The organism is Paenibacillus plantarum (genome assembly GCF_013141695.1).
GTDB lineage: Bacteria > Bacillota > Bacilli > Paenibacillales > NBRC-103111 > Paenibacillus_E > Paenibacillus_E plantarum.
The window spans coordinates 132189-158809 of record NZ_WHNY01000041.1 but is presented as its reverse complement, the minus strand read 5'-3'; the positions used below and the strand labels follow the sequence as shown (position 1 = coordinate 158809).

General features: G+C 46.7%; 24 protein-coding genes and 1 other annotated feature. Of the genes, 8 read left to right on the top strand and 16 right to left on the bottom strand.

The genetic code is table 11. From position 1 onward, the window contains the following. Positions 1–182 precede the first annotated feature (182 nt). The 5 genes from GC096_RS14825 to ilvB form a co-directional block, all read right to left on the bottom strand. Positions 183–1379, bottom strand: coding sequence for an aminotransferase-like domain-containing protein (locus tag GC096_RS14825; protein ID WP_171631216.1), 1197 nt, complete (start codon positions 1377–1379; stop codon positions 183–185). Positions 1380–1474: 95 nt separating this feature from the next. Further along, positions 1475–3022, bottom strand: a complete 1548-nt coding sequence (locus GC096_RS14820; protein WP_171631214.1) for a 2-isopropylmalate synthase — start codon at positions 3020–3022, stop codon at positions 1475–1477. Between the two features lie 161 nt (positions 3023–3183). Beyond that, complete coding sequence (gene ilvC / locus GC096_RS14815; protein ID WP_028554004.1) at positions 3184–4176, bottom strand: ketol-acid reductoisomerase; 993 nt, start codon at positions 4174–4176, stop codon at positions 3184–3186. 146 nt (positions 4177–4322) lie between these two features. Next, complete coding sequence (ilvN, locus tag GC096_RS14810; protein WP_171631212.1) at positions 4323–4811, bottom strand: acetolactate synthase small subunit; 489 nt, start codon at positions 4809–4811, stop codon at positions 4323–4325. Next, the gene (gene ilvB, locus GC096_RS14805; protein ID WP_171631210.1) at positions 4808–6553 is read right to left on the bottom strand and encodes a biosynthetic-type acetolactate synthase large subunit; all 1746 of its coding nucleotides are present in this window, start codon (positions 6551–6553) and stop codon (positions 4808–4810) included. Before ilvB ends, ilvN begins: the two co-directional genes overlap by 4 nt. A gap of 520 nt (positions 6554–7073) precedes the next feature. On the opposite strand from ilvB, the gene GC096_RS14800 reads away from it, so the two are divergent. From GC096_RS14800 to GC096_RS14790, 3 genes are read left to right on the top strand one after another with little or no spacing between them, the layout of a single operon-like run. Further along, positions 7074–8603 carry a spore germination protein gene (locus tag GC096_RS14800; protein WP_171631208.1) on the top strand — a complete coding sequence of 510 codons (1530 nt, stop codon included), beginning with the start codon at positions 7074–7076 and terminating at the stop codon, positions 8601–8603. A gap of 24 nt (positions 8604–8627) precedes the next feature. Then, complete coding sequence (locus tag GC096_RS14795) at positions 8628–9857, top strand: Ger(x)C family spore germination protein (RefSeq protein ID WP_246302758.1); 1230 nt, start codon at positions 8628–8630, stop codon at positions 9855–9857. Positions 9858–9893: 36 nt separating this feature from the next. After that, on the top strand, positions 9894–10997 hold the full coding sequence (locus tag GC096_RS14790; RefSeq protein WP_246302757.1) for a GerAB/ArcD/ProY family transporter: 1104 nt from the start codon (positions 9894–9896) through the stop codon (positions 10995–10997). A 77-nt stretch (positions 10998–11074) separates the two neighbouring features. On the opposite strand, the gene rplT is transcribed toward GC096_RS14790, so the two are convergent. From rplT to GC096_RS14770, 4 genes are all read right to left on the bottom strand, one after another. Continuing rightward, on the bottom strand, positions 11075–11434 hold the full coding sequence (rplT, locus tag GC096_RS14785; RefSeq protein ID WP_028553998.1) for a 50S ribosomal protein L20: 360 nt from the start codon (positions 11432–11434) through the stop codon (positions 11075–11077). A 56-nt stretch (positions 11435–11490) separates the two neighbouring features. Next, positions 11491–11694, bottom strand: coding sequence for a 50S ribosomal protein L35 (rpmI, locus tag GC096_RS14780; RefSeq protein WP_028553997.1), 204 nt, complete (start codon positions 11692–11694; stop codon positions 11491–11493). A 32-nt stretch (positions 11695–11726) separates the two neighbouring features. Beyond that, complete coding sequence (infC, locus tag GC096_RS14775) at positions 11727–12227, bottom strand: translation initiation factor IF-3 (protein ID WP_056609101.1); 501 nt, start codon at positions 12225–12227, stop codon at positions 11727–11729. Between the two features lie 52 nt (positions 12228–12279). After that, positions 12280–12424, bottom strand: a sequence feature (ribosomal protein L20 leader region). Positions 12425–12453: 29 nt separating this feature from the next. Continuing rightward, a complete protein-coding gene (locus tag GC096_RS14770) occupies positions 12454–13689 on the bottom strand; it encodes a glycosyltransferase family 2 protein (RefSeq protein ID WP_171631207.1) in 1236 nt (411 codons plus the stop codon). Between the two features lie 690 nt (positions 13690–14379). Here GC096_RS14770 and GC096_RS14765 point away from each other — a divergent pair. Next, a complete protein-coding gene (locus GC096_RS14765) occupies positions 14380–14910 on the top strand; it encodes a phosphatase PAP2 family protein (RefSeq protein WP_171631205.1) in 531 nt (176 codons plus the stop codon). 3 nt (positions 14911–14913) lie between these two features. Next, a complete protein-coding gene (locus GC096_RS14760) occupies positions 14914–16041 on the top strand; it encodes an MGDG synthase family glycosyltransferase (protein ID WP_171631204.1) in 1128 nt (375 codons plus the stop codon). A gap of 57 nt (positions 16042–16098) precedes the next feature. Here the strand turns inward: GC096_RS14760 and trmB are convergent, their stop codons facing one another. Continuing rightward, positions 16099–16863: a tRNA (guanosine(46)-N7)-methyltransferase TrmB gene (gene trmB / locus GC096_RS14755; protein ID WP_171631203.1), complete on the bottom strand. Its 765-nt coding sequence runs from the start codon at positions 16861–16863 to the stop codon at positions 16099–16101. Positions 16864–17011: 148 nt separating this feature from the next. Next, the gene (locus tag GC096_RS14750) at positions 17012–17644 is read right to left on the bottom strand and encodes a WGxxGxxG family protein (protein WP_171631202.1); all 633 of its coding nucleotides are present in this window, start codon (positions 17642–17644) and stop codon (positions 17012–17014) included. Between the two features lie 171 nt (positions 17645–17815). Here GC096_RS14750 and mnmL point away from each other — a divergent pair, with 171 nt between their 5' ends. From mnmL to GC096_RS14735, 3 genes are all read left to right on the top strand, one after another. Then, complete coding sequence (gene mnmL, locus GC096_RS14745; RefSeq protein WP_171631201.1) at positions 17816–18796, top strand: tRNA modification radical SAM protein MnmL/YtqA; 981 nt, start codon at positions 17816–17818, stop codon at positions 18794–18796. A 92-nt stretch (positions 18797–18888) separates the two neighbouring features. Next, on the top strand, positions 18889–19461 hold the full coding sequence (gene mnmM, locus GC096_RS14740) for a tRNA 5-(aminomethyl)-2-thiouridylate-methyltransferase MnmM (protein ID WP_171631200.1): 573 nt from the start codon (positions 18889–18891) through the stop codon (positions 19459–19461). Between the two features lie 72 nt (positions 19462–19533). Beyond that, on the top strand, positions 19534–20499 hold the full coding sequence (locus GC096_RS14735) for a type I phosphomannose isomerase catalytic subunit (RefSeq protein ID WP_246302756.1): 966 nt from the start codon (positions 19534–19536) through the stop codon (positions 20497–20499). Positions 20500–20587: 88 nt separating this feature from the next. Here the strand turns inward: GC096_RS14735 and GC096_RS14730 are convergent, their stop codons facing one another. The 5 genes from GC096_RS14730 to GC096_RS14710 form a co-directional block, all read right to left on the bottom strand. Beyond that, complete coding sequence (locus GC096_RS14730; protein WP_171631199.1) at positions 20588–22087, bottom strand: IMP dehydrogenase; 1500 nt, start codon at positions 22085–22087, stop codon at positions 20588–20590. Positions 22088–22240: 153 nt separating this feature from the next. Next, positions 22241–22666, bottom strand: a complete 426-nt coding sequence (locus tag GC096_RS14725; RefSeq protein ID WP_171631198.1) for a pyridoxamine 5'-phosphate oxidase family protein — start codon at positions 22664–22666, stop codon at positions 22241–22243. A gap of 121 nt (positions 22667–22787) precedes the next feature. Further along, on the bottom strand, positions 22788–24551 hold the full coding sequence (locus GC096_RS14720; protein ID WP_171631197.1) for a B12-binding domain-containing radical SAM protein: 1764 nt from the start codon (positions 24549–24551) through the stop codon (positions 22788–22790). 166 nt (positions 24552–24717) lie between these two features. Then, entirely contained in the window at positions 24718–24942 is a 225-nt protein-coding gene (locus tag GC096_RS14715; protein ID WP_171631196.1) for a hypothetical protein, read from the bottom strand. A gap of 304 nt (positions 24943–25246) precedes the next feature. Continuing rightward, a complete protein-coding gene (locus tag GC096_RS14710) occupies positions 25247–26590 on the bottom strand; it encodes an FAD-dependent oxidoreductase (RefSeq protein ID WP_171631194.1) in 1344 nt (447 codons plus the stop codon). Positions 26591–26621: the final 31 nt, after the last annotated feature.

Genomic DNA, 26621 nt, shown 5'->3' with positions numbered 1-26621 from the left:
GGCGTAACCGCCGCGCTGCACTTTAAGGCCCTTTTCGGGCCTTATCCGCGCCCATCGGCGCCGCACACACTGAAATAGCGCCCAAAATGGCCGCTATTTCCTCCTTTCCCGCCCGACGCAGCCGCCGCGCTGCGCCAAAAAAAACACCCAAAGCCAACGGCCTTGGGTGCTGCATCTCTTTTTTATGCGTTTTGCAAATACGATTCCATCGCTTTGGCGAGCTTTTTCATGCCCAGAACGGTCGTTTCTTTATCTGTATGCGTGTAGTTCAAGCGCATCGTGTTGTACTGTGGATTTTCCGCGTAGAACGTAGCACCGGGAACAAAGGCTACGCCTTCTTTGACCGCGATTTTCAACAAATCCGCTGCGTTAATTTGCTCAGGAAGTTCCACCCAAATGAACATGCCGCCCTTTGGCTCTTCCCATTTCAGACCAGGCCAGTTCAGCTCCTTGAGCAGTCCTGACATGAACTTCATCCGATCCAAATACTGTTCACGGATTAAGGAAATATGTGCGTCCAGATCAAAATGATCGAGCAAGTGATACAGCGTTTGCTGATCAATTGTACTGGAGTGTAGATCCGCGGATTGCTTGAAGCGTGCAACTTGACGAATCAGCGACTCGTCGCCCATCACCCAACCTGTACGGAAAGCAGGAGCTACGGTTTTGGAGAAGGTGCTCGTGTAAACAACATTTCCACCCTCCGCTTTTCCACCTAACGAGTAGACAGTTGGGTAGCTTTCGCTCTCGTCAAACTGGATCTCCCCGTACGGGTCATCTTCCAGAATGAGCACATCCGCGCCGCGGCAAATATCCAGCAAGCCTTGACGACGTTCCAAGCTCCATGCACGACCCGCAGGGTTCGAGAAGGTTGGAATAACGTAGACCATTTTCGGATTATGCTTCGCAATTTTAGCCGCTAAATCCTCCATGATCATCCCGTCGCTATCGCTGTCAACGGAGTAGATCTTTGCGCCTTTGGCTTGGAACACTTGGATCGCTGCCAAATACGTTGGACTTTCAACGAGAATGACATCGCCTTCATCAATATATACACGGGTCAAAAGATCGATCGCTTGCTGCGATCCTGTCGTCAACAGCATCTCGTCTGGTGTAACCAGCATGTTCTTCGCTGCCATCCGCTTGCATAAGGATTCGCGCAAAGGCTTGTAGCCTTCTGTTAACCCGTATTGCAGCGCAGACTTCCCGCCGCCAACAACTCTCGTGAACGCATCGCTAACCGCGTCTAATGGGAAAAACTCTTCAGCAGGCAATCCGCCAGCAAAGGAAATAATCGAGCTCCCTTGAGTTAGCTTAAGAATTTCTCTTACAGCTGACGATGAGAAGCCTTCCAACGATTTAGAAAATCGATATTTCATACAGGGACGCATCCTTTCGCATTTGTAGAAAGCACCCCTCCTCGAATCGTGGAGGTGAGGTGCTTATCCGGGTTGCCATGAAAGCTAAGAGATTATTATATTAACGTAACGTTGCTTCTGTTGCTTGTTGGGTTTTTGCGTTTCTCAATGAGTCTGTTCACAGCGTCTAGGTAAGCCTTCGCGCTTGCTTCCAGAATGTCTGTTGAAATACCGCGCCCTTGTACGGAAATCGTATCTTGTTTCAGAACCACGTGAACTTCACCAAGCGCATCTTTCCCGTGCGAAACGGATTTGATGGAGTAGTCGTCAAGCTCAACGTTTTCCTTCGTCGCTTTATCAATCGCGTTGTAGATTGCGTCAACGGAACCGTTACCTACCGCGCTTTCAGCCACTTCGCTGCCATCTTGGAAGCGAACGTGAACTGTTGCGGTTGGCGTCATTTGGTTGCCATAAGCAACTTGAAGCGTGCCAAGTGCGAAAATTTCCGGTGTCTCGATCAATTTTTCTTCGATCAGAGCACGGATATCTTCGTCTTCTACTTGCTTCTTGCGATCTGCCAAATCCTTAAACTTGGCAAAAGCTGCGTTTACTTGCTCGTCGCCGAGCTCGTATCCAAGATCAATCAACTTCTCACGGAACGCGTGGCGACCGGAGTGTTTGCCCATAACAAGCTTACTTTCCTTCACGCCAATCGTTTCAGGAGACATAATCTCGTATGTTGTTTTCTCTTTGAGCATGCCATCCTGATGGATGCCGGACTCATGCGCGAAGGCGTTAGCGCCAACGATCGCCTTGTTGCCTGGAACCACCATGCCTGTCAGTTTGCTGACTAGACGGCTGGTGCGGTAGATCTCGTTCAGCACAAGTGAAGTCTTCGCTTGGTAGAAGTCTTGGCGTGTTTCAAGCGCCATGACAACTTCCTCGATCGAGGTGTTCCCTGCGCGCTCACCAATTCCATTGATTGTGCCTTCGATTTGATCGGCACCATTCAGAACAGCAGCTAGCGCATTTGCAGTCGCCATGCCTAAGTCGTCATGGCAGTGCGCGCTCAATTGAATTTTCTCAATGCCTGGGACTGTTTCTTTCAGCATTTTGAAAATATTACCGTAGTCATACGGTGTCATATAACCGACTGTATCTGGAATATTCACGACAGAAGCGCCAGCGCGAATCGCCATGCTTGTTACTTCCGCGATAAAGTCCAGCTCCGTACGACCAGCATCTTCGAGTGAGAACTCAATTTTGCTGAAATACTTCTTCGCATATTTAATCGCCGCTTCAGCCGTTTCTAGCACCTGGTGCTTCTCCATCCGCAGCTTATGCTGACGGTGAATCGGAGACGTAGCAAGGAAAAGATGAATACATGGATCTTGTGCACCTTGAAGGGCTTCACGCACAGCCTCGATATCATTCTCTCTTGCACGGGACAAGCCGATAACAGAAGCGTTCTTAATCGCTCTAGCGACCGCATTCACACCTGCCAAGTCCCCTGGGGATGCCGCAGGAAAACCAGCCTCCATACGATCCACACCAAGCTTCTCTAGCTGCAAGGCGATCTCAACCTTCTCCTGAGTGTTCAAGTTCACACCTGGTGACTGCTCACCATCACGAAGGGTTGTATCAAAAATGTAAATTTTACGCACCGTGTCACCTCCTAAAAGTTTTCGATAGAAAACTTGCTTCGCAAGCATTTGCTAACATATTTTTTCCATGTCGTTATAGTATTCACAGGGAGCAATTGGGAAATTCTCCTCAATCACTCCCTGTGGAATGTACAGCCTATAAGATTCAATAATGCCTAAGATTATTTTTTGATCCAGTGCATCATTTCGCGCAATTGGGAACCAACAACCTCGATTGGGTGTTGAGCTTCGTTACGACGCGTAGCGTTCATGAATGCGAAGTTGGATTGGTTTTCCAAGATGAAATCGCGTGCGAATTTACCTTGTTGGATGTCGGAAAGAACTTCTTTCATCGCTTTTTTCGTTTCAGCTGTGATGATACGAGGACCTGTTACATAGTCACCGTACTCAGCTGTGTTGGAGATGGAACTACGCATGGAAGCAAGTCCACCTTCGTACATCATATCAACGATCAATTTCAATTCGTGCAAGCACTCGAAGTAAGCCATTTCTGGTGCATAACCTGCTTCAACCAATGTTTCGAAACCAGCTTTAACTAGCTCAGAAGCACCGCCACAAAGAACAGCTTGCTCACCGAACAAATCAGTTTCTGTTTCTTCACGGAAAGAAGTTTCGATAACGCCTGCACGTGTACAGCCGATACCTTTTGCATATGCAAGACCGATTGCTTTTGCATTGCCAGTCGCATCTTTCTCGATTGCGATCAAGCCAGGTACACCAAAGCCTTCAACGTACGTACGACGTACCATGTGACCAGGGGATTTAGGAGCTACCAAGAATACATCTGTACCTTCAGGAGCAACGATTTGTCCGAAATGGATGTTAAATCCGTGGGAGAACATGATAGCTGCGCCTTTTTTCATGTTCGGTTGAATCGACTCTTTGTAAACGCGAGCTTGCGTTTCATCCGGCATTAGAATTTGGATAACATCAGCGCGACGTGCTGCTTCTTCTACAGATACAACTTCGAAACCATCGTTTTTAGCTGCGTTCCATGAACGGCCTTCACGAAGTCCGATAATAACGTTCAACCCGCTGTCACGCAAGTTTTGTGCTTGTGCGTGCCCTTGGGAACCATAACCAACAACCGCAATCGTTTTACCTTTAAGTACCGCTAAGTCTGCATCTTTTTCATAGTAAGTAGTAACTGCCATTCGAATAAATCCTCCTTTGATATAATGAATCCGTTTTGTCTACCCCTTGAGTGGGTGTTTCAACGATTTACCGTGGTACTTCGCTGAAACCCCCACTCAAGGAGAAGTTATTGCTGGTAGAACACTTGGTTTTTCTTGGTAAAAATTTATTTAACCGAACCGCGAATCATCGCAGTAACGCCCGTACGGGAAAGCTCACGAATGCCATAAGGACGAAGCAATTCGACCATAGCATCTATTTTATCTGAATCTCCAACAACTTGCACGATCAATGAAGCTGGACCAATATCAACAACTGCCGCGCGGAACGTTTCAACAATTCCTAGAATTTCAGGACGCATAAGCGGTTCAGCATTTACTTTAATTAGTGCAAGTTCTCTAGCTACCATTGGGTTGGAGCTCAAGTCCACAACCTTGATAACGTCGATCAACTTGTACAATTGCTTGGAGATTTGCTCCAATGTGTTATCATCACCCGTGGTTACGATAACCATCCGGGAAAGTCCGTTTTCCTCGGACTCTCCTACAGTGATGCTCTCAATGTTAAAGCCGCGGCGTCCAAACAAACCAGAAACACGTTGCAGGACACCAGGCTGATTGTTTACGAGTACGGAAACTGTATGTTTAGTTGTCATTCCGAATCCCCCATTAACATGTCACTAATTGTATCGCCAGCTTTAACCATTGGGAACACGTTCTCGCCCTTCGGTACGACGAAATCAATAACGACAGGCCCCGGTGTATCGAGGGCTTCCTGCCATACTCTTCTCGCTTCTTCTTTCGTCGTTGCGCGCAAGCCTTTTACGCCGTAAGCTTCTGCAAGCTTCACGAAATCAGGGCTTCCTGCCAAGTCGATGTGACTATAGCGATTCTCATAAATGATTTCTTGCCATTGGCGAACCATCCCAAGCACTTGGTTGTTGATAATAACAACTTTAACCGGAATATTGTTGATCGCACAGATCGCAAGTTCTTGCGCACACATCTGAACGCCGCCGTCTCCATTGATGGAAACAACTAGTTTATCAGGGTTCCCCATTTGAGCGCCGATCGCCGAAGGGAATCCGAAGCCCATCGTTCCAAGTCCACCTGATGTTACTAGGGAACGAGGGTTTTTGAATTTATAGAACTGCGCAGCCCACATTTGATGCTGACCAACGTCCGTTGTAATGATCGCTTCACCTTTGGTTGTTTCGCTGATCATTTCAATAACGTATTGCGGCTTAAGCTCAGTTTCGGTTTCGCCGTATTTCAACGGGAACTTCTCTTTGCTTTCTTGCAGCTCAGCGATCCATGCAGCGTTATTCGCAGGCTTCGCTTTCGTATTCGCATACTCCAGAACGGCTTTCACATCACCAACGCATGGGATATCCGTCTTCACGTTCTTGCCGATTTCAGCTGGATCTACGTCGATATGAGCGATCACTTTTACCTTTGGAGCAAAACCATTCAAATTCATCGTCACTCGATCATCGAATCGGGAACCGATAGAAATCAATAGATCTGCATTCTGGATCGCTGTATTCGCTGTAAACGTTCCATGCATCCCTGGCATACCAAGCCATAGCTCGTGTGCACTTGGGAAGCCGCTTAAGCCAAGCAAAGTCGTGGCTACTGGGATCCGTGTTTTATTAATAAATTCGATCAATTCATTGGAAGCATCCGCATAAACAACGCCGCCCCCTGCAATGATTACTGGACGTTCAGCCTCTTCGATGGCTTTGATCAGCTTATCAACTTGCAGCTTATTCGGTTGTACCGTAGGGTTGTAACCACGAATGCTTACATCCTTTGCAGGCTTAAATATCGTTTTATGAGCGGAGACATCCTTTGGTATGTCAATGAGAACCGGGCCCTTACGTCCTGAGTTCGCAATATGGAATGCTTCGTGAATGATACGCGGCAGGTCATTAACATCTCTTACCAAGTAGCTGTGCTTCGTAATCGGCATTGTAATACCTGTAATGTCAGCCTCTTGGAAAGCATCCGTACCGATGAAGTTCGTTGCAACGTTACCTGTAATAACGACTAGAGGAACAGAATCCATATATGCTGTAGCAATACCTGTGACTAGATTCGTAGCCCCCGGTCCGGAAGTTGCGATACATACGCCAACTTTGCCAGTTGAACGAGCGTAGCCGTCAGCTGCGTGAATTGCGCCTTGCTCATGTCTAGTCAACAAGTGATTGAAATCATCAAAACCATGCATCGCATCATAGATGTACAGTACAGCGCCGCCTGGATATCCAAAGACGCAGTCCACACCCTCCAGCAATAAGCTTCTTAGCAAAATCTCGGAGCCTGTAATCAGGTCTGGCTGCGTCAGCTTCTCAATTAGTTCTTCTTTAGAGCGTTTTGGTTCAGTTTGAACATTCATTGTGATCCTCCTCTCGAAAAGTCAATTCGTGTTATCTTCTACCATGCCATGAAAATAAGAAAAACCCCTATCATCCCGGACACGCACTAAACGTGTTCAACGGGACGAAAGGGGTTTAAGCTTCCGTGGTACCACCCAAATTTGCTATATGCCTCACAGCACATAACCTTAGCAGGAATGTTCATGAACGAACATTACCCTCAGCACGATAACGTGTGCTCTTCCGGTTCTCCCTACTACGTGTGAATAATGCACATGTTTCAGGAAAACAGCTCCGAGGTGACTTCGTACGTAAGGGATTAAGGCGATGGTTTCAGCAAGTCCAACGCTCTCTGCGCATAAGTGCCCTTATTACTTCTTCCTCTTCATAGCGATTCATTCGTATGCTTCACCATATCAAATATGATTAAAGATTATTATATGCATCTGAAAGCCAATAGTCAATAGGTAGATCGAATAAAACAATGGAAAGTGAGAGAAGATAATACCAATTCTATGGAAAGTTCTGAGGAGGCCTACAATGAAAACGTCTCTGCAAGTCCCTTTCCCCATGACCACATCGCTGCAAGACAACGTCAAATGGCTTCAAGATCAATTAGGCAAAAGTTCGGATGTGTACTATCGACAATTAGAAATTGGCGTATATCCAGAAACGAATAGTGTTGCTTTATTTTACATTGATGGACTTGTCCAAAATGATATTTTGAATGAACACGTGTCAAAGCCTCTCCTCACCGCTCATGAGAATACATCCTATTGGGAGCAGGATATTTGCTTCCATGATTTGTTGTGTCAGGCGATCACGATCAGTGAACTAACCTTGAGTAAGGAAGGAACCGCTGTCCTCGCTGCCCTCCTAGGGGGTAATACCATTCTTATTGCGGATGGCTATGAAGAAGTTATCATCGCTGGTACCTCAGGGTGGGACAAGAGAGCTATTGAAGAACCTCAAACGCAAACTGTAGTACGTGGCCCAAAGGAAAGCTTTACGGAGGATATTCGTACGAACACCTCTTTAATACGGAGAAAAATTAGATCTCCTGATCTTCGATTTATTTCCTTGCGCATTGGCCGGTATACCCAAACCGAGGTCATCATTTGCTACTTGGAGGGTATTGCCGATGAACGGGTAGTTACAGAAGCCACATCGCGATTAGAGCGAATTGATACGGACAGTATCCTAGAAAGCGGATTTATTGAGGAATATATCGAGGATGTCACTTACTCCCCGTTTCCTACAATCATGAATTCTGAACGACCTGATGCGATAGCCGCAGGTATTCTCGAAGGTCAGATTGCGATCCTTGTCGATGGCACGCCTTTCGTTTTACAAGCGCCCGTTACCTTTTTCAGCTTTTTGAAATCGAGTGAGGATTACTATCAGCGTTTCGACATTGCAACGTTCATACGAGCTATTCGCTATATTTCCTTTTTCGTCTCGATGCTGCTTCCGTCCCTCTATATCGCGATCACGACGTTTCATCAGGAAATGCTGCCGACGACCTTGCTCATCTCTTTGGCCGCACAACGCGAAGGCGTTCCTTTCCCAGCCTTACTAGAAGCGCTGCTTATGGAAATTACCTTCGAAGTGCTCCGTGAAGCAGGCGTGCGTATGCCACGCGTGATTGGATCCGCCATTTCGATTGTAGGTGCGCTTGTACTTGGGCAAGCCTCTGTTCAAGCAGGATTAGTTTCTGCCGCCATGGTTATCATCGTTTCCTTTACAGCGATTTCGAACTTCGTGACACCCGCACTGAATATGGCTGTTGCCGCCAGATTAATTCGCTTCGGGCTGATGTTGTTGGCAGGCTCATTTGGCTTATTCGGCATCTTGACAGGTTGTATGGCCATCTTAATCCATCTGGCTTCGCTACACTCCTTTGGTGTTCCCTATTTGACGCCTGTCGCACCACTCACTGTGAGTTCACTCAAGGACACATTGATACGGGTGCCACGTTGGTTAACAGGCTTACGTCCTTTTACCCGGTCTAACACAACCAGAAATAAGCCCTATGATAAGCCATCTCCACCTAGAAAAGATCGCGTCTAAGACATGCTCTGGGAGGATATCGACATGAATCAGAAGCTCAACCGTTACTTGAGTCTGATGACCCTCAGTTTATGCTGTTTGCTGCTAACAGGCTGTTGGGATCGCAAAGAACTGAACCAACTTGCTATCACCTCAGCGACCGCGATCGATTGGGACGGAAAGGTCTGGACGGTTTCCTATCAGGTTGTTATCCCGCAATCCATCGCCAACCCGAATACAGGGGGAAGCCCTGGGCAGCAAGCGCCTGTCATGGTTTTCTCTACAAGCGGCGGTTCGATCCGAGGGGCTGTACAGCAATCGAGCTTAGAGATGCCAAGATCTCTTTTTTTTGCACATAATCGTGTGATTGTCATCGGTGAAAAGGCCGCCAAAGAAGGTATTTCCCAGTTACTGGACGTCTACCTGCGCAATTCAGATTCACGCGAAACGGTGGGCATTCTAGTGACAAGTGGTGAAGGGCGCAAAATTCTGGAACAAATTGTTCCACTGGAGAAAGTGCCTGGAGCTGCCATCAAAAATATGATTCACAACGAGACTGAAAACGGTTCTAATTTCCAACAAGTCTCCATGTATCAAATGATGATGGGGATCGCAAGCGACGCCCCCTTCACACTTGTCCCCGAAATTGTGATCTCTGGTGAAGGTGAGAATACGACAATTGCCACGCTTAAGAAAACATCCTTCACCAATAAGCTTAGGCTTGGCAGAATGGCTGTGTTTAAAAAAGACAAACTAATTGGCTGGTTTACAGCCGAACAGGAATATGGCATCAGTTGGATTCGGAATACCATTCAACAGACGACCTTGTTCTTTGGTTGTACAGAAGGAAGCAAAGATATTAAAGCAGCACTGCGTGTCGATCAGAGTAAAAGCAAATTGAAGCCTTTCTTCTCTGAAGATGGCCATTTGGTTATGCATGTTGATGTGTATACAAGTGGTACCCTGAATGAGAATGGCTGTCCGAATGACCCTACGCAGCCTAAGGATTTGCATACCATGGAACGAATCGCAAGTGCCGAAATCACACGCCTCATGGCCGATGCCTTTCAAGTCGCTGTTCAGAACAATCTAGATGTCTTCCATTTCGCAGATGCAATACATAAGCACGACCCCAAGATTTGGAAACAGGTTAAACCCGATTGGGGGGAGCATTTCGCCAAACTTGAACTAGCAACTAATGTGAAAGTGAAGATCACAAGAATCGGTATGAGTGGTAAAGCTTTCAAGGAAATGTCCAAAGAAACAGGTGAGTGAGCTGTTCTAGTTCACAGTGGGATGAGGTAGAGGGTCTTGGAAGAACGCATTACGAACTATCAGCTCGTTGTTATGATCATCCTATTCGAAATCGGGAGCACTCCGTTATTCGCGCTAGGGAGCGGTGCGAAGCAGGACTCTTGGCTTGCCATGTTGGCAGCAGCAACAGCCGGATTCTTCTTAATGCTAATGTTTGTATCCATTCAACGACGAGCTCCTGAGCAGGACATCATCGGACTCCTTCGGATCTGTTTCGGCAAAGTCGCCGGCAGTGTCCTCGGAGTTTCCTTTGCGATCTATTTTGCTTATGAGTCCATGAGAAATGTCCGTGATTTCGGAGAAATCTCGAATTTAACGTTACTGAACACAACACCTAAATACATCACCATGTTCATCATCCTACTGTTAGCCTCGTACGCGATCATGATGGGGGTAGATACCCTATTTCGAGTGACAGAAGCGCTGCTTCCTATCGTTGCTATCAGCTATGGTTTACTTATTTTCCTCATTAGCATCGCCCATTTGATTCATTTCGATAATTTGTTGCCCTTCCTAGAAAATGGCTTTAAACCCGTCCTTCGAGCAGCCTTTCCGGACATGGTCTCTTTCCCTTTCGGGCAAACCATTATCTTCTTCATGATTTGGCATATGCTGCCCGAACAAAAGAAGGTGAAAAAGCTAAGTCTTACGGCTTACACCATCGTATCTCTCTTCTTGATTTTGATGAATATCATCAACATTTCTGTACTCGGCACCACACTGTCTGCCAACAGCACTTTGCCCTTCCTGCAAACTGTCCAGCTCATTGAGGTTGGGGATATATTTGAACGCCTCGATGTTCTTGTCACGTTATTGCTCTTTCTTGGCCTATTTGTCAAAATGACAACCTTCTTCTGGGGAGCTGTCTATGCCTTCGCGCACATCTTTCCTTTCTTACGGAAAGCTACCTGGCTTGTTATTGTGGGCTGCCTCATCTTCATCACTTCATTCCTTGAACCCAACTATTCTGTGCACGTTTGGCTAGGACTTAAGTTTAGCGTGAAGCTTTACCCGTTATTTCAGGTGATCATTCCCCTACTCATGTTTATCGTGATCCGTTTTCGGAAGCTTCCAGCCCCACAGGCCACATCAGACATGTGAGTTCTACGGCAATTCTCCATTAGATAAAAAAGAGCCTGCCCCCTGAAGGGGACAAGCTCTTAGGCGCGAAGCATTGCTTACGCGTTTACTTTCGCTTTTGCAGCTGTTGCCAAATCGTTGAACGCTTTGGAATCATTCACAGCTAGGTCAGCCAAGATTTTACGGTTAACTTCGATACCAGCCAATTTAAGGCCGTGCATCAATTTGCTGTAGCTCAAGCCGTTTTGACGAGCGCCTGCATTGATACGAGTAATCCAAAGTCTACGGAAGTTACGTTTTGTTTGACGACGGTCACGGTATGCATATACCAATGACTTCATTACTTGCTCTTTAGCTGTTTTAAATAAACGGTGTTTGGAACCGAAATAACCTTTTGCTAATTTCAAAATTTTCTTACGACGGTGAGCGCGAATAAATCCGCCCTTGACTCTTGCCATTGTGAACTACCTCCTGGGATATATAAATGATGTTCGAATTTTATGCTGCGTTACAATTAACCTTTGATAAGGGACAGTTGTTGTTGCAAACGACGTACATCGCCAGGAGCCATTGTTGGGTTCGTGGACAATACGCGTTTTTGCTTGGATGATTTACCAGAAAGCAAGTGGTTCTTACCTTGTTTGTATCTCATCACTTTGCCTGTGCCAGTGATTTTGAAACGGCCTTTCAGGCTGCTGTGTGTTTTCATTTTCGGCATGTTGTTTGTTCCTCCTAATTTAGTATACTCGCCTAAGTTGTCGCTTTTGGCGTTAAGATCATGATCATGCTTCTTCCCTCAAGCTTAGGAGCACGCTCCTGCGAGGAGATTTCAGCAGTTTCTGTAGCAAGGCGCTCAAGCACTTTGCGACCAATCTCCGAGTGCGCAATTTCACGACCACGGAAACGAACGCTTGCTTTAACTTTATCGCCTTCACCAAGAAACTTAACTGCGTTGCGAAGCTTCGTTTGGAAATCATGTTCATCGATCGTCGCACTCAGGCGAATTTCTTTGATATCCACAATCTTCTGATTCTTACGTGCTTCTTTTTCTTTCTTCTGCGTTTCATAACGGAACTTGCCGTAATCCATAATGCGGCAGACAGGCGGCTTCGCCGTCGGTGCAACGTTTACTAAATCAAGGTTCGCGTCAAGTGCAATTTGAAGAGCTTCGCGAATTGGTGTTATACCAAGTTGTTCTCCGTCCGCCCCAATAAGGCGTACTTCCTTCACACGAATCTCGTCATTAATCATATGGTCTTTGCTAATCGTGTTCCACCTCCATAAAGTATGTAACTCTCTTCCAAATATAAAAAAGATGCGGGCACAGTGGGCCCACATCTTCATCAATAACAGGTTTAAGACAAACCTATTGAATATACATGATGATTCATTCAAACCAGCCAACGTTACGTTAGTCAGGTGAGAAGCGGGCGCTTCTGCTTTACTTGAAACATATTATCATCTCATTCTAGAAAAGTCAACTCACTTGTTTACTTTTCATTTCATCCAACCGAATAACACGCGTATGCTCTGTGTGACTCCATTGTTTGTTGTTTTGCGTGAAGAACGCATAGAACGTAATCGGCCACCATGACAGCATGAAAATCGGGTAAAGCAACAAGTACTTATAAGTCTTCTTGTTTGCCTTTTCAACTAACATCGCCATCGGAAGCAGCACATAGATCGCCAAGCTGATTGAATTGATAAGCACAGGGTTGACATGAACCAGTGCTGAATCAGCTGTGCCGTGAGAAGTCATGGATTGAATCCACAGCATAACCGTTAGAATGGCACCGAAGAAGAAATTGTATACATTCGCCGAATAGATTGCCGCGTCAATTTTCACCCAGCTACCTGTCTTAATACCTTGCCATAGTAATGGGAAGAAGAAACGCTTCGCCACTTCAAAGTGACCTTGCATCCAACGCAGACGCTGCTTAGCAGAAGCACTGAACGTTAACGGTTTTTCATCATAGACACGCGTATCGTAGTTATACGTAGGTTTAATCCCCATTTGCACACACATCATGGAGAACTCAAGATCCTCAACCAAGCTTGTTGCCCGCCAGCCTACTTGCTTTAACAAAGCGGAGTCGAAGCACATGCCCGTCCCACCAAGGTAATTGGCAAGCCCTAAATTGGAACGCGGCGTTTGGACAAAACGGTTCGCATAGAAGAACGAGATCGCAAACGAACCTGTGATCCATGAATCATTCGGATTTTTCGTATCTAGGTAAGCTTGAATCACGCGGGAGCCTGAACACAGATCATTATTCATGTGAATCAAATAATCTGGACTAACCAGGTTATCCGCATCAAACATCACGATGCCATCGTACTGACGCTCACGCTTCCATAACTCTTTGAGCATCCATTCAATCGCATACCCTTTTCCTCTAAGGTTCGGGTTATGGCGCTCCATTGCATACACCCCGTGGTGACGGGCAATGTCAGCCGTGTTATCCGTGCAGTTGTCACAAATCACGAAGATGTCATAAAGCTCTCGCGGATAATCTAAGGTCTTCAGGTTCTCAATTAAAGCTCCGACGACTTGTTCCTCATTATGAGCCGCAACCAATACTGCAAACGATTTCTGTGGAGCAAACATCTTTTTGTTTTTGGGACGATACCAACCAAAAAACGTTAAAAACAACTGATACGCACCGATCAATGCCAAAAAGACTTGAACGGAAAGCATAATCTTGTCTAGCATGAAGCAAAGTCCCCCTTTTTTTGTGCACGTCAGCTATCTTTTTGTATGCCTAGTGCGTTTATGTACAGGTCATTCATGTTTACAAACTAACGGTGAAACAATCGTTTCTGATTTTCCTCTCTTTCCCCCTGTTTGTCAAAGTCTGCAAACTTCGAAAAAGCGTCAGTTCTTTGATTTTTGGGAGGTTCGCACACACCGAATAGAGCATGCGCTTGAAATCAGGTCGAAAATGTCTTGTTTTCATCGTTTTTCATATATTGTGTACCAAAAGTTCACCATTTAGACGAACACTGCCTTTTCTATCTGGTGACGTCCTTATTATAAATTACTCAGCTATTCGCTGACAACTTTTGCTTAAATACCCTGTTAATGGATAGCTTTACACACCTTAAAAACATTCGCATAACAAAGTCTGTAAGAGTCCGTCGTTCACAATTAGGACATATCAAGCCTAGTTGTGGCGGCATATCCGCTCCAAATTTCGGAAACACTAGCCATACATACCTACGAACTTGGCTGAGGCAGGTTGAAGATAATTGCCATCCTATCATACAAATGTTAATGCCAGATTAGTGCAACATTAATTTGAATTTATGAATATTTATCATCCAGTTAATCCTCCTCTAATAAACACATCGTATGATGAAGGTAGCGAGCAGCATTTCCAAGTTTAGAAGGAGGCGGTTACTCATGAGCAGCAAAGTTGTCCATTGGCTTCAAGATCATGAAACACGTCTATTCCACTTCGTCAATCAACGGATCCAACATCATTTTCTGGATCAATTCTTTACGAAGATCACCCATTTGGGCGGTGCCACAGCATCCATTATGATCTCTTTATGCTTGGCTTTTTTTGGGCAAGGTTCCCTGCGTGTAGCTGGAATTCAAGCCCTGTTGGCTTTAACGATCAGCCATATTCCTGTTGCCATTATGAAAAAGAGATACCCTAGACTTCGGCCTTATCTTGTCCATCCTCAAACCATTACACATAAAAACCCTCTAACGGATCACTCATTTCCCTCTGGGCATACCACGGCTATTTTCTCGGTAATTATCCCTTGCGTATATGCTTTACCCATGCTAGGACTCTTACTAATCCCTCTTGCCTTAGTTGTCGGTATGTCGCGGATGTACTTAGGACTCCATTATCCATCGGATTGTATCGTAGGTTGCTTGATTGGAACGACGGTATCGGTAGTGACAGTCGCATTCTGGGGGTAAAACATGGAACATGTATCGCGAAAAAGAAGAGTGCTCATCCTATCAGAAGGCTTCGGTGCCGGCCATACGCAAGCTGCATTCGCACTAGCCAGCAGCTTAGAACAGCGCTGCTCTACGATCGAAACGCGTGTTGTGGAGCTCGGCTCATTCCTACATCCCACGCTGGCACCTTGGATTCTAGGCGCTTATAAGAAAACTATTGCTGTTCAGCCTAAATTGTACGGTCGCTTGTACCGTGCTCAATATCAAAAATCGCTTAATCCGTTGACGCAGCTGGCCCTTCATCGCATTTTCTATGCACAAACGGCAGCTATGATCAGGCATTGGGCGCCTCAAGCCATCGTATGTACGCATCCTTTTCCCAGCGTCGTTGTTTCAAGATTGAAAAGAGCAGGTTTGCATATCCCCTTATGCACCGTTATCACTGACTACGATGTTCATGGGACATGGGTCAGCCGTGAGGTGAATAAATACATGGTGTCTTCCGAGGATGTTAAACATAAGCTCATCATTCATGGCATCGCGGCCGCGCATGTCGAAATTACGGGAATCCCGGTGCATCCCAGTTTCAGAGAAGTCCATGATCGAACTTTAATTCGACAGCAATTCAATCTCTCATCGAGGCCAACTGTATTGGTTATGGGTGGAGGTTGGGGGCTTATCGGCGGCGATTCATTGAGTGAGCATTTACTGACGTGGAGAGACCAAATTCAGTTTATTTTCTGCTTAGGAAATAACCACAAGGCCATTGCGAAACTAGCGGCAGATCCGCGGTATCAGCATCCCAACATTCACCTGCTCGGATTTACACAAGAGATTGGCAAGTTGATGGAAGTCTCCGACCTGCTCGTTACAAAGCCTGGGGGAATGACGTGTTCAGAAGGACTGGCCAAATCGATTCCCATGTTATTCTATGATCCCATTCCAGGCCAAGAGGAAGAAAACGTACATTATTTTACTAGACATGGCTTCGGAGAATCGATTCAGTCAGCTGATACGATCTCGCATTGGTTGTCCATGCTGGCTAGTCGTTATGCGGATGTGCAGGCCAAGCGCGTTTCCAATCAACATAAGAAGAGTCACCTGCCTGTGGGTGATGGTTCAGAAGTCATTCTCCAACTGTTAGGATGAAAAAGAGACTATCTTGCTGCTCAATGGCAGCATGGATAGTCTCTTTTGGTTAGAATCTTATTCAGCTGATTCTTTCGATTCAGCGGCTAAGGCGGATGCAGCGGCTTCCTTCAACTGCTCTTGATGTGATGACAATGCCTCTTGTCCGATCACAACTTCAAGACGGTGAATATTCATGCCTTGTCCTGCGAATTTCGTTTCGTACTCCGTCATCACATGATCCGGATGAATGCCATCCACGTGAAGATTCAGCGAAATATTGCGCATTCTTAGTCCCATATCCGCAAAAGAATTCAAGGAAAATTCGAATAAGGATTGCGAATCGGTTTTCAAATGAATTTCGCCCTTGGCGTTCAGAATTTGTTGATATTTGGCAACAAAACCTGGATGCGTTAGACGTCTGCGCGCATGCTTCTTCTTGGGCCATGGATCACTAAAATTCAAATACACGCGCTCTAGCTCGCCTTCAGCAAATGCTTCTTCAATATGCTCGATATTGAACAACATCAGCCTTAAGTTTGGAATGCTAAGCACCGCATCTTCTTCATTTTCCACGGTAATTTCATGTGCAACCTTAGCTTTCTCACTTGCCTTGCGAATCAATTCATCATACATATCCACACCAATGAAATTGATATTCGGATATTTCTTGCTCATTTCACTAATAAAGCGCCCTTTGCCCATACCTAGCTCGGCATGAATCGGGTTATTGTTTCCGAACAACTCGGACCATTTGCCCTTATAATCTTTGGCATTTAATACAACGAGTTCTTTTTGACGTTCTATATCTTCTCTGATACCTTTTCTGCCCCGTAAACGCATTCTTCATTTGCCTCCTACACGTACATGCTTTCGAATACAAATCATAGACGATTCTATAAAAAAAATCAAAACTTTCCTCTAGTAGATGAATGGAAGAATGAAAGAAAACACCCTCCGAAATGGAAGGTGCTTCGCTCTTAGAAGATATTTATTTGTAGCTTTCGTCTCTTCCTCTGTTATTGCTTCGTAGTCCCGCTAAGCCCAATAAACCTACTAGACCTAACCAACCCCAATTCATACCCTTAGAAGTACTTGTCGTTGAAGTCGCACGATAAGTTTTACCATAAGTGTTTGGAGGGGTTGTAGATATGCTTTTCGTGCTCATTCTTTCAACCATGTTGGCGCTGCGATCCACACCCCGCTCAACCGCATTGGCTCCGCGTTCGACACCTCTCTCAACCGCGTTAGCCCCTCTTTCAACTGGATTCGTTCCATATCCATTCATATGGTCCATAACGCCAGTGCCTCTCCCGGTTGTTCCATAGCCAGAGTACGAATTAGGAGTCGTTAGATTCCCATTATAAACACCATTCGTCCCATTTCCGCTAAAACTGCTGACGCCCGTCCCAAGCCCCATTCCTGGTGAAGTGGCATCATAGTTGCTTCCTGTGTAGCCCGTTGGTGCCGTAGTCCCCGTTGCCCCAGTCCCCAGTGTCCCAATTGGTGCTCCCGTTCCGACCGCATTACCGGTATCCATATGCGTTGCCTGAACACCTGCTGCCCCCATACTTAAAGCTGTTGTCAATGCTACCGCCAAAGTTATCGTACGAAACTTTTTCATGTAGTTCATTTCCCCTCTCAGCTCGAAATTGTGGTGCAAAGTTATCATGCTCGTAGTTGAGTGGTTTTATCGGGGAACTTGTTGGAAAGGCAGGGGTCGCTTTCATGTGTAAATTTCGCTACAATATAGGTTGAAAGAAAGCGAAGCAACGAAAGAAAGGATACATGTCCTATGTCTACAATGATTCAGGAATCACCTCAGCTTTGGGGAGATAAACGTTTCCATACATGGAATTATGAAATGCGCGAGAATCTAGGTGGTAAAGTATTCAAAGTCATGCTGGATGCTGGTTTCACATGTCCGAATCGCGATGGCAAAATTGCAACAGGCGGATGCACCTTCTGCAGTGCACGTGGATCAGGAGATTTCGCAGGAAGTCGCCGCGACGATCTGGTCACACAATTTAACAAGATCCGTGATCTTCAGCATCAAAAATGGCCCGAAGCCAACTATATTGGCTATTTCCAAGCTTACACGAATACCTATGCGCCCGTTGAAGAGCTGCGGGAGTATTATGAAGAGATTTTGAAGCAGCCTGGCGTCGTCGGCTTGTCTATCGCCACGCGGCCAGATTGCTTGCCAGATGATGTCATTGAATATCTAGCTGAATTGAATCAGCGCACTTATTTATGGGTGGAAATGGGGCTACAAACCGTCCATGAATCCACTTCCGTGCTCATCAATCGCGCCCATGATACCCAATGTTATCTAGATGCTGTAGCCAAATTGCGCAAACATAATATTCGTGTGTGTGCACACATTATTTATGGCTTGCCTGGAGAAACCCATGAGATGATGCTAGATACAGGGAAAGCTGTCGCTCAAATGGATGTACAAGGTATCAAGATCCATCTTTTGCATCTCATGCGCAAAACACCAATGGTGAAACAATACGAAGCTGGTTTATTGCAGTTCTTGGAGAAAGATGAGTATGTGAAGCTGATCGTGGATACGTTGGAAATATTGCCGCCAGAGATGATCGTTCATCGACTCACAGGAGATGCCCCGCGGGATCTGCTGATCGGACCGATGTGGAGCCTCAAGAAGTGGGAAGTGTTGAACGCTTTTGATAAATTACTGACGGAGCGAAATACATGGCAAGGGAAGTATTGGGCTGGGAAAGAAAGTGTTGAAGGCGTTACTGCATACTAGACATGCCTGAAATACAACGTCCTCTCGTTCCTTATTTCCTGGGAAATTGTCGAGACATGCGTTAGTAAGCAATCATTGGAGGCACTCTATACATGGGATTTGTTTCAGTTCTGAGTTATGTACACCAACTAATCGGACAACGTGTCGGGCCTGGTGATACCGTTATTGATGCCACGCTTGGCACTGGCGTAGACGCCTTGTTCATGGCGAAGCTCGTAGGCGCTCGCGGCAGCGTCTACGGCTTCGATATCCAGCAGGCCGCGCTGGATCAAACGCAGCAGCGTCTGGCCAAAGAGCTGCCAGACGCCCGAGTAACCATGAGCTTATGCAGCCATGCGCTCATGGAAGCGGCGGTGCCGCAAGACCGCCACGGCAAGGTCGCCGCGGTCACCTTCAACCTCGGCTACTTGCCAGGAGCCGATACAACCATCATCACAGAGCAGGCATCGACGATCCCTGCTCTTGAAGCTGCCCTCCGACTGCTGCGCAAAGGTGGAATCGTGACCATCGTGCTGTACAGTGGGCACGATGGCGGGTCTGAAGAAGCCGCAGCGGTCGAGCGCTGGGCGGAGAGCTTGCCGCTCGCAGCGTTTCAAGTGCTGCGGTATCAATTTGCCAATCGGAGCGCCTCCGCGCCGTATCTCTTGGCTCTAGAAAAAAGATAGTCGCATGATATAATGCTAGAGTGGTATAAATGACAGATTGCTAGAATAGACTAGGAGAAAGTAGGGATTGTTTTGAAATCATACCCGCTGCAATTTCAACCTGAAATGAAAGAACGTGTTTGGGGAGGCAGAACCCTCGAACGATTCGGCTTTGAGCTGCCAGAAGGCGCGATCGGTGAAGGCTGGATGATCGGCGATCACCCAAACGGAACGACGAAAGTAATCAACGGCGAATTAGCTGGCTTAGGTCTGGACGAAATTCGTGAGAAATATGGCAAAACGCTGTTCGGCTCAAAAGGATTTTCCGAGAAAAATGGCCGTTTTCCACTATTGATTAAACTGCTAGATTGTGAAGACGATCTATCCGTACAAGTTCATCCCAATGATCACTACGAGAACCTCGCGGCTGGTGAACTTGGCAAAACAGAAATGTGGTACATTCTTGATGCTAAGCCAGGCGCTAAAATTATATATGGCATGAAAGAAGGCGTAACACGGGAAAGCCTTGCAGAAGCGATTGCGGAGAACCGCATTATGGATTGCTTGCAAGAAGTTCCTGTCGAAGCCGGAGACTCCTTCTACATACCTGCTGGTACGGTCCACGCACTAGGTGCGGGGGTACTCGTAGCAGAAATTCAACAAAACTCGGACACAACGTACCGTTTGTATGATTACAACCGTCCAGGCTTGGATGGCAAAATGCGTGAGCTGCACATCGAGGATTCCCTCAATGTCATCGCGTATGAAGGATCAGGCTCCACGCGTATGAAGACGGATTTGGCGGAAGCAGGCACATGGTTGACGCTCGCATCTTCTCCTTTTTTCACCGTGGAAAAAGGTCTTGTAGGACCGCAATGGGAGCTTACTACTACGCCAGACAGCTTCGTTATTCTTGTCATCGCGGATGGCAACGGGACACTGCAATGGGCAGATGGTCAAATTGCGACGAAGCCTGGTGACTGTTTCTTGCTTCCAGCTGATCTAGGCAGCTACTCACTTGAGGGCAACATGACAATGATTCGCAGCTACTTACCATAAATTTCGTAAGCTAAAATGAAAAAAGCTCTCTGATAGCAGCCGCGGTTGACGGACACTGTCAGAGAGCTTTTTATTTATCACAGCTAACCTATTCTTCCGAAAGGCTGCTTTCTTTGAGGATGACGTCATGTGCTCCGCCTTCAACTAGGCTGGTTGCCGATACGAGAGCAATTCTCGCATTAGCTTTCAACTCGTCCAGCGTCAAGGAACCACAGTTGCACATCGTGGATTTGATTTTACCCAACGTTTTGTCCAAGTTTTCTTGCAGACTTCCCGCATAAGGAACGTAGGAATCCACGCCTTCTTCGAACAGAAGCTTGCTCTTGCCGCCTGTATCATAACGCTGCCAGTTACGGGCACGATTGGAGCCTTCGCCCCAGTATTCTTTCACGAAGTTGTTACCCACTTTAAGCTTTCTTGTCGGACTCTCATCGAAACGAGCAAAATATCTGCCCAGCATAACGAAGTCAGCACCCATCGCCAAAGCAAGTGTCACGTGGTAGTCGTGTACGATACCACCATCGGAACAGATCGGAATATACGTACCTGTTTCTCTGAAGTATTCATCTCTCGCTTCAACAACTTCCATCACAGAGGAAGCTTGGCCGCGGCCAATACCCTTTTGTTCCCGCGTAATACAGATGGAACCGCCGCCGATCCCCACTTTAATAAAGTCAGCACCTGACTCTACAAGATACCGGAATCCTTCACGATCAACAACGTTACCGGCACCAATTTTCACATCAAAATTCTGTTTCACATACTGTACAGTCTCATACTGCCATTCGCTGTAACCGTCGGAAGAATCGATCACAAGAATATCTACGCCCGCTTCAACAAGTGCCGGTACTCTCTCCAAATAATCCTTCGTGTTGATTCCAGCGCCAACAATATAGCTTTTATTTTTATCAAGCAGCTCCATCGGATTCTCTTTGTGCTCGTCATAATCCTTACGGAATACAAGCGTATCGAGATTCCCGTTATCGTCCACAATCGGTAAGCAGTTCAGCTTGTGATCCCAGATCAGATTATTAGCTTCCGAGAGGGATATGCCGGACTTGCCATAAATTAATTTTTCAAAAGGTGTCATGAACTCCGAAATCTTACGATCTAGCAGATCACGGCTTCTACGATAGTCACGGCCTGTTACGATCCCCAGCAATTTTCCGCTCGCTGTGCCATCATCGGTGATCGCAACGGTCGAGTGACCTGTCTCTTCTTTCAAAGCTAGCACATCACTAAGCGAATGCTCAGGCGTCAGGTTGGAGCGGCTTACGACGAAACCAGCCTTGTACCCTTTTACCTTGCGTACCATCAGTGCTTGCTCTTCAATCGACTGAGAGCCAAAAATGAACGAAATCCCGCCACTACGCGCCAATGCAATAGCCATTCCATCATCGGATACGGCTTGCATGACAGCAGAAGAAAACGGGATATTCAGGGAGATGGCAGGCTCCTCACCCTTATTAAACTTGACTAACGGAGTCTTCAGCTTAACATTTGCCGGTGTACAATCCTTCGTCGTTAGATTAGGAATCAACAGAAACTCACTAAACGTACGCGATGGTTCCATATAATACGTAGCCACTTTACATTTCCTCCTAAATATAGGGATCTTTGAGCTATGCTCAAAGTCTCTCCTTTAATTGATCCATAGGTAAATTTTTATAATCTTATCACTGAACCTTGCCTGTGGTCAATGGATTTTTTAGGGAAATGTTCAGTAGGCTACGAGAAGGCGTTATTTCGTCCAAATTTGGGGCTCAGAACCTTTGCTCGAATATTCAATATAGGACGGAGAAATGTCCATCACGACATAGTTAGGATCGTGCGGCCCCTCAAACCATTCCTTCATATCATCTTTCCACAACTTCTCGCGCAGCGCATTGTCCGAAGAGATCTTAGCCGTAGCTTGGATTTGCAAAATGTTCGGCGTAGACTTACCGTCATATCCCACAAGAATATGCACATGGGGATTATCTTGGAGTTCTTCAACTTTATCTGTTTTCTTACTCGTCGTTAAATAAATCTCCAGCCCATCGTGAAACAAAGCCATATACCGCACCTTCGGCTTATTACCGTCAATCGTCGCAAAGGAGCACACCTGATTGGCGTTCAGCACTTGAATGATTTGTCCTTCGAGTTGTGTTTTTTTCGTTTCGATCATAGTCAGCTCTCCTCTCAGTCTCAAACTGCTTTAACTACCCTAGATTACCCATATGGGCGCGTGTTCAATCGTTTCCCACGAAAAAATCCCCCTCACGCTAGGCGTGAAGGGGAATGGAAGGTTAGATCGTTGCCAGCTGCTGCAGCGGCATCGTGTAGTAGGACGCCGGCTTCTGCGCATCCGGCGGGAAGTGAACGACAAGCAGCTCCTTGCTGCTTTCGTCGAGTTGGCCGCTTTGCAGATACGTCTGCAAAGCGAACGGCAATACCTCAAGCATTGCATGCTTGTGGAGGTCTTTCTCATTGATGCGGAGGCTCTGGAAATCTCCGCTGACGAGCTCAGGCTGCTCCGCAAGCAGTTTGAGGTACGCATTCTGTTCAGACTTCTCCAAGGTGAAGTCCCACCAGATTTTGCGCGGCTTATATTTATGGCCCAGGAAGTAATCAAGCTTCATCAGGCCTTCGATGATGTGCATGTTGGTAGTGCCGCGATGCAACAGGAACTCACGTAAGCGAGTGAACAGATCCTCGAGCTGATGCCCGATCTTCTGCCAGCCGCGGCCTTCCCAGAAGTCGCCGAATTCTTGGAAGAAGTCGAACGCGGATGCGAATTCTTTCGCGATGAGATGCTTCACCGTATAATCCATCCGGTGAGCGTTCCAATATTTCTCGAGCACATCCTCCACGCGCTTGATGCGAATCAAGTCGGTGAATGGCAAGATGTCGTTGCCGAGAATCTCGTAAGGTGCGTGATCCATATACTTATAGCCATATTTATGAGCATCTTTACGCATGCCTGTTCCGCGCAGCATTTTGAGGAAGCCAAGTTGCAGCTCTTCCGGTCCTAGCTCGAAAACGTCGTTAAATGTCTTACGGAACGAGTTATAATCCTCTTCTGGCAGTCCGGCAATCAGATCGAGATGCTGATCGATTTTGAGACTGTTTTTCACCTTAGACACGGTACGGCTCAGCTTGAAGAAGTTCTGTCTCCGCTGTACGAGGTCATTCGTCGTGTCATTCGTCGATTGCACGCCGATCTCGAAACGGAACGTACCCGGAGGAGCATTTTCAGCCAAATAATCAAACACTTCAGGACGCATAATGTCCGCCGTAATCTCGAACTGGAACACAGTGCCACGGTGATTTTGAATAAGGAATTCAAAGATTTCCATCGCATAATCCCGTTTAATATTAAACGTACGATCCACGAATTTGATCAACTTTGCGCCCGAATCAATCAGGTACAGCAGATCCGCCTTGGTCCGCTCCATGTCAAAATACCGCACACCCACCTCGATACTCGATAGGCAGAATTGGCAGGAAAACGGACAACCACGGCTCGTCTCGAAGTAGACAACACGATTCGCTAAACTCGGAAGATCTTCCTTGAAGCGATGTGGCGACGGGATATCATCCAGCTTCAACTTCGGTCTGCCCGGCATCAGGATCACTTCTTGCTCCTTGCGGTAGGCAACGCCGTAGACGAAGTGGTATTTGCGCGTTGTTGAGATCTCTGTCAGCAGCTGGTGGAAGGTCTCTTCCCCTTCGCCCATGACGATGAAATCCACCTCAGGGATGCGCTCCATCCAGTAATCCGTGTCATAAGAAACCTCAGGTCCACCAAGGACGATGATGAGTTCGGGACGGATTTTTTTGATCATTTTGATAATGTTGATCGTCTCTTCGATGTTCCATATGTAGCAGGAAAAGCCCAGCACGTCTGGCGCCTTCTGATAGATGTCAGAGACCACATTCATAACGGGATCTTTAATCGTATATTCGGTTATTTCAACATCAAAATCCTTCTCGCAGAACGCTTTCAGATAGCGTAAAGCCAAGGAGGTATGAATGAATTTGGCGTTCAGTGTGGATAAAAGTACGTTCATATGGAAAAAACCTCGTTCTATTCTGGGTTATCGTGCCTTCTAATTCGTGTTCAAAAGTGGACTATTTGAACTACCTCTACTAATTCTACACGAAAACCGCGGAAATACAAAGGTAAGCCCTCCCATGCGGGACGACTTTAGTGGCGATTATGCAAATAACAAATCATTAAAGAACCATGTCGTCGTCCAAATGGGGGACTTCATAAGGGAATTGCAGGTAGGAGGCTTCTTCGATGGCGTTTTTCCAGCGTTCGGCGTGGGAGTAAAGCTGCTGCTCGACCTCTTGAATTTTCTTACTGATTTCGCCGGCCGATTCTGCCGGTTCACGTTGCAGCGCTTGCTGTAGGCTGGTGCGTTCTTCGAACCATTGCGTTAATTGGTATAAAAGCATAGGAAACCGCCTCTCACGTTGGATATGTACGTGCTAGTGTTCCCTGATTTGAGGGGGCGTATTCGGGTGCCCAACCTCCGTCCCGTCCTGGCATAGGATTAACTGGAAAAAATACAGCTAATTTCACAATTTTCGAATGAAAATGTAAAATAAATGGAAAACTTCCCGTTAATTTCGGGGATTTTACGCAAAAGCGCTAGGAACCCGAAAAATAGCTGGAGGTTTTCCATTTAAAGTAGATTCAATCTAAATATGCAGGAAATTAACTGTATATTTTCACGCTAAAATTGACGGGACGCCTTACTTACTTCAACAAAGCTCCGTCCTTCTCGAGGACAGCCTGTAGTTCTGCTACATTGATCTCCGCTGGGAGCACGCCGTGCTTCACAGCGAGCCCTGCTGCAGAGCCTGCGGCTTGGCCCGTGGCCATGCAGCTTGGCGTAAGACGCGTAGTCGCCAGCGCTTCATGCGTGGTGGAGATGCAGCGACCTGCGGTGAGCAGGTTTTCGATTTTTTGCGGCAGCAGGCAGCGGTACGGGATGTCGTAGGCACCGTCCCCTTTGACCCAAGCTGCGGTTACGCCTTTGCCGGACGGATCGTGGATGTCGATCGGATAGCCGCTGCGTGCGATAACGTCATCAAAATGACGGCCCTGCACAACATCATCCACTTGCAGCGCATATTGACCATCGATCCGGCGTGTTTCACGAATACCAATTTGTGCGCCAACGTTGGAGATGGAGGCTTTTTCGAAGCCTGGCAGGTTATTGCGCATAAATTCAGCAACCATCAACACCTGTTTGCGACCAAGCTCCTCGGCCTCTGTCAAATCCTCCACATTGGTGCCATCCAGCCCCTGCACACGCGTAGTATTGACCAGTACTTCGTCGTCCTCTGGACCTGTGAAGAACAGCACTTGATCGCGATTGATCGGAAGATTCGCTTCCTTCCAGTGTTTGAAATAGCCGAGTACACCAGAAAGAGGGAGATCAGCGAGCTCGGAGAAAGGCGTCTTTTTATAAAACTCATCCGGGTGGTCAATCATGTATTGTTTCACGGCAGGCAGATTCACTCCCCGCATTCTGAATTTCATCGTCATTGGCTGTGTTGCTTTATCGCCGTCACGCCCTTTGAGGCATGGCGCACCAGACAGATACGCGAGATCAGCGTCACCTGTTGTATCGATAAACACTTTGCCACTTACATCAATTCGGCCGGATTTGGACGTCAACTGTACCGATTGAATGCGATTGTCCACGGTCTCCACATGATCGACAAAGCTATGGAAAAGCAGCTTAACTCCCGCTTCTTTGAGCATATCCACAGCAAGAACTTTATATATTTCAGGGTGGTACGGTGTGATCGTATTCACGAAACCAACGGTATCCCGAAGATGTCCCGGGGATGCGTTCATCGCCATGAGGCGGTCAATAATTTCTTGCGCGAGCCCTGCAATGACTTGTTTGCCATCCGTTGTATGAAACGTCATCCAAGGATACACCAACGCAGCCGTCGACATGCCGCCAATAAAGCCGTATTTCTCTATCAAAACGGTTTTGGCTCCGCTTCTCCCTGCTGCAATCGCCGCATTGACACCCGCTGGGCCTCCCCCTACTACAACCACATCTGCTTCTATCTGTTTGATCATCTGACTTCGCTCCCTTAGGTCCATTGTTTGG

Bases quoted from the DNA above. Each gene is read 5' to 3' on its own strand.
- GC096_RS14825 (WP_171631216.1), bottom strand. From the start codon at position 1,379: ATGAAATATCGATTTTCTAAATCGTTGGAAGGCTTCTCATCGTCAGCT.
- ilvC (WP_028554004.1), bottom strand. From the start codon at position 4,176: ATGGCAGTTACTACTTACTATGAAAAAGATGCAGACTTAGCGGTACTT.
- ilvN (WP_171631212.1), bottom strand. From the start codon at position 4,811: ATGACAACTAAACATACAGTTTCCGTACTCGTAAACAATCAGCCTGGT.
- ilvB (WP_171631210.1), bottom strand. From the start codon at position 6,553: ATGAATGTTCAAACTGAACCAAAACGCTCTAAAGAAGAACTAATTGAG.
- GC096_RS14800 (WP_171631208.1), top strand. From the start codon at position 7,074: ATGAAAACGTCTCTGCAAGTCCCTTTCCCCATGACCACATCGCTGCAA.
- GC096_RS14795 (WP_246302758.1), top strand. From the start codon at position 8,628: ATGAATCAGAAGCTCAACCGTTACTTGAGTCTGATGACCCTCAGTTTA.
- rplT (WP_028553998.1), bottom strand. From the start codon at position 11,434: ATGGCAAGAGTCAAGGGCGGATTTATTCGCGCTCACCGTCGTAAGAAA.
- rpmI (WP_028553997.1), bottom strand. From the start codon at position 11,694: ATGCCGAAAATGAAAACACACAGCAGCCTGAAAGGCCGTTTCAAAATC.
- infC (WP_056609101.1), bottom strand. From the start codon at position 12,227: ATGATTAATGACGAGATTCGTGTGAAGGAAGTACGCCTTATTGGGGCG.
- GC096_RS14770 (WP_171631207.1), bottom strand. From the start codon at position 13,689: ATGCTAGACAAGATTATGCTTTCCGTTCAAGTCTTTTTGGCATTGATC.
- GC096_RS14765 (WP_171631205.1), top strand. From the start codon at position 14,380: ATGAGCAGCAAAGTTGTCCATTGGCTTCAAGATCATGAAACACGTCTA.
- GC096_RS14760 (WP_171631204.1), top strand. From the start codon at position 14,914: ATGGAACATGTATCGCGAAAAAGAAGAGTGCTCATCCTATCAGAAGGC.
- trmB (WP_171631203.1), bottom strand. From the start codon at position 16,863: ATGCGTTTACGGGGCAGAAAAGGTATCAGAGAAGATATAGAACGTCAA.
- GC096_RS14750 (WP_171631202.1), bottom strand. From the start codon at position 17,644: ATGAAAAAGTTTCGTACGATAACTTTGGCGGTAGCATTGACAACAGCT.
- mnmL (WP_171631201.1), top strand. From the start codon at position 17,816: ATGTCTACAATGATTCAGGAATCACCTCAGCTTTGGGGAGATAAACGT.
- mnmM (WP_171631200.1), top strand. From the start codon at position 18,889: ATGGGATTTGTTTCAGTTCTGAGTTATGTACACCAACTAATCGGACAA.
- GC096_RS14725 (WP_171631198.1), bottom strand. From the start codon at position 22,666: ATGATCGAAACGAAAAAAACACAACTCGAAGGACAAATCATTCAAGTG.
- GC096_RS14720 (WP_171631197.1), bottom strand. From the start codon at position 24,551: ATGAACGTACTTTTATCCACACTGAACGCCAAATTCATTCATACCTCC.
- GC096_RS14715 (WP_171631196.1), bottom strand. From the start codon at position 24,942: ATGCTTTTATACCAATTAACGCAATGGTTCGAAGAACGCACCAGCCTA.
- GC096_RS14710 (WP_171631194.1), bottom strand. From the start codon at position 26,590: ATGATCAAACAGATAGAAGCAGATGTGGTTGTAGTAGGGGGAGGCCCA.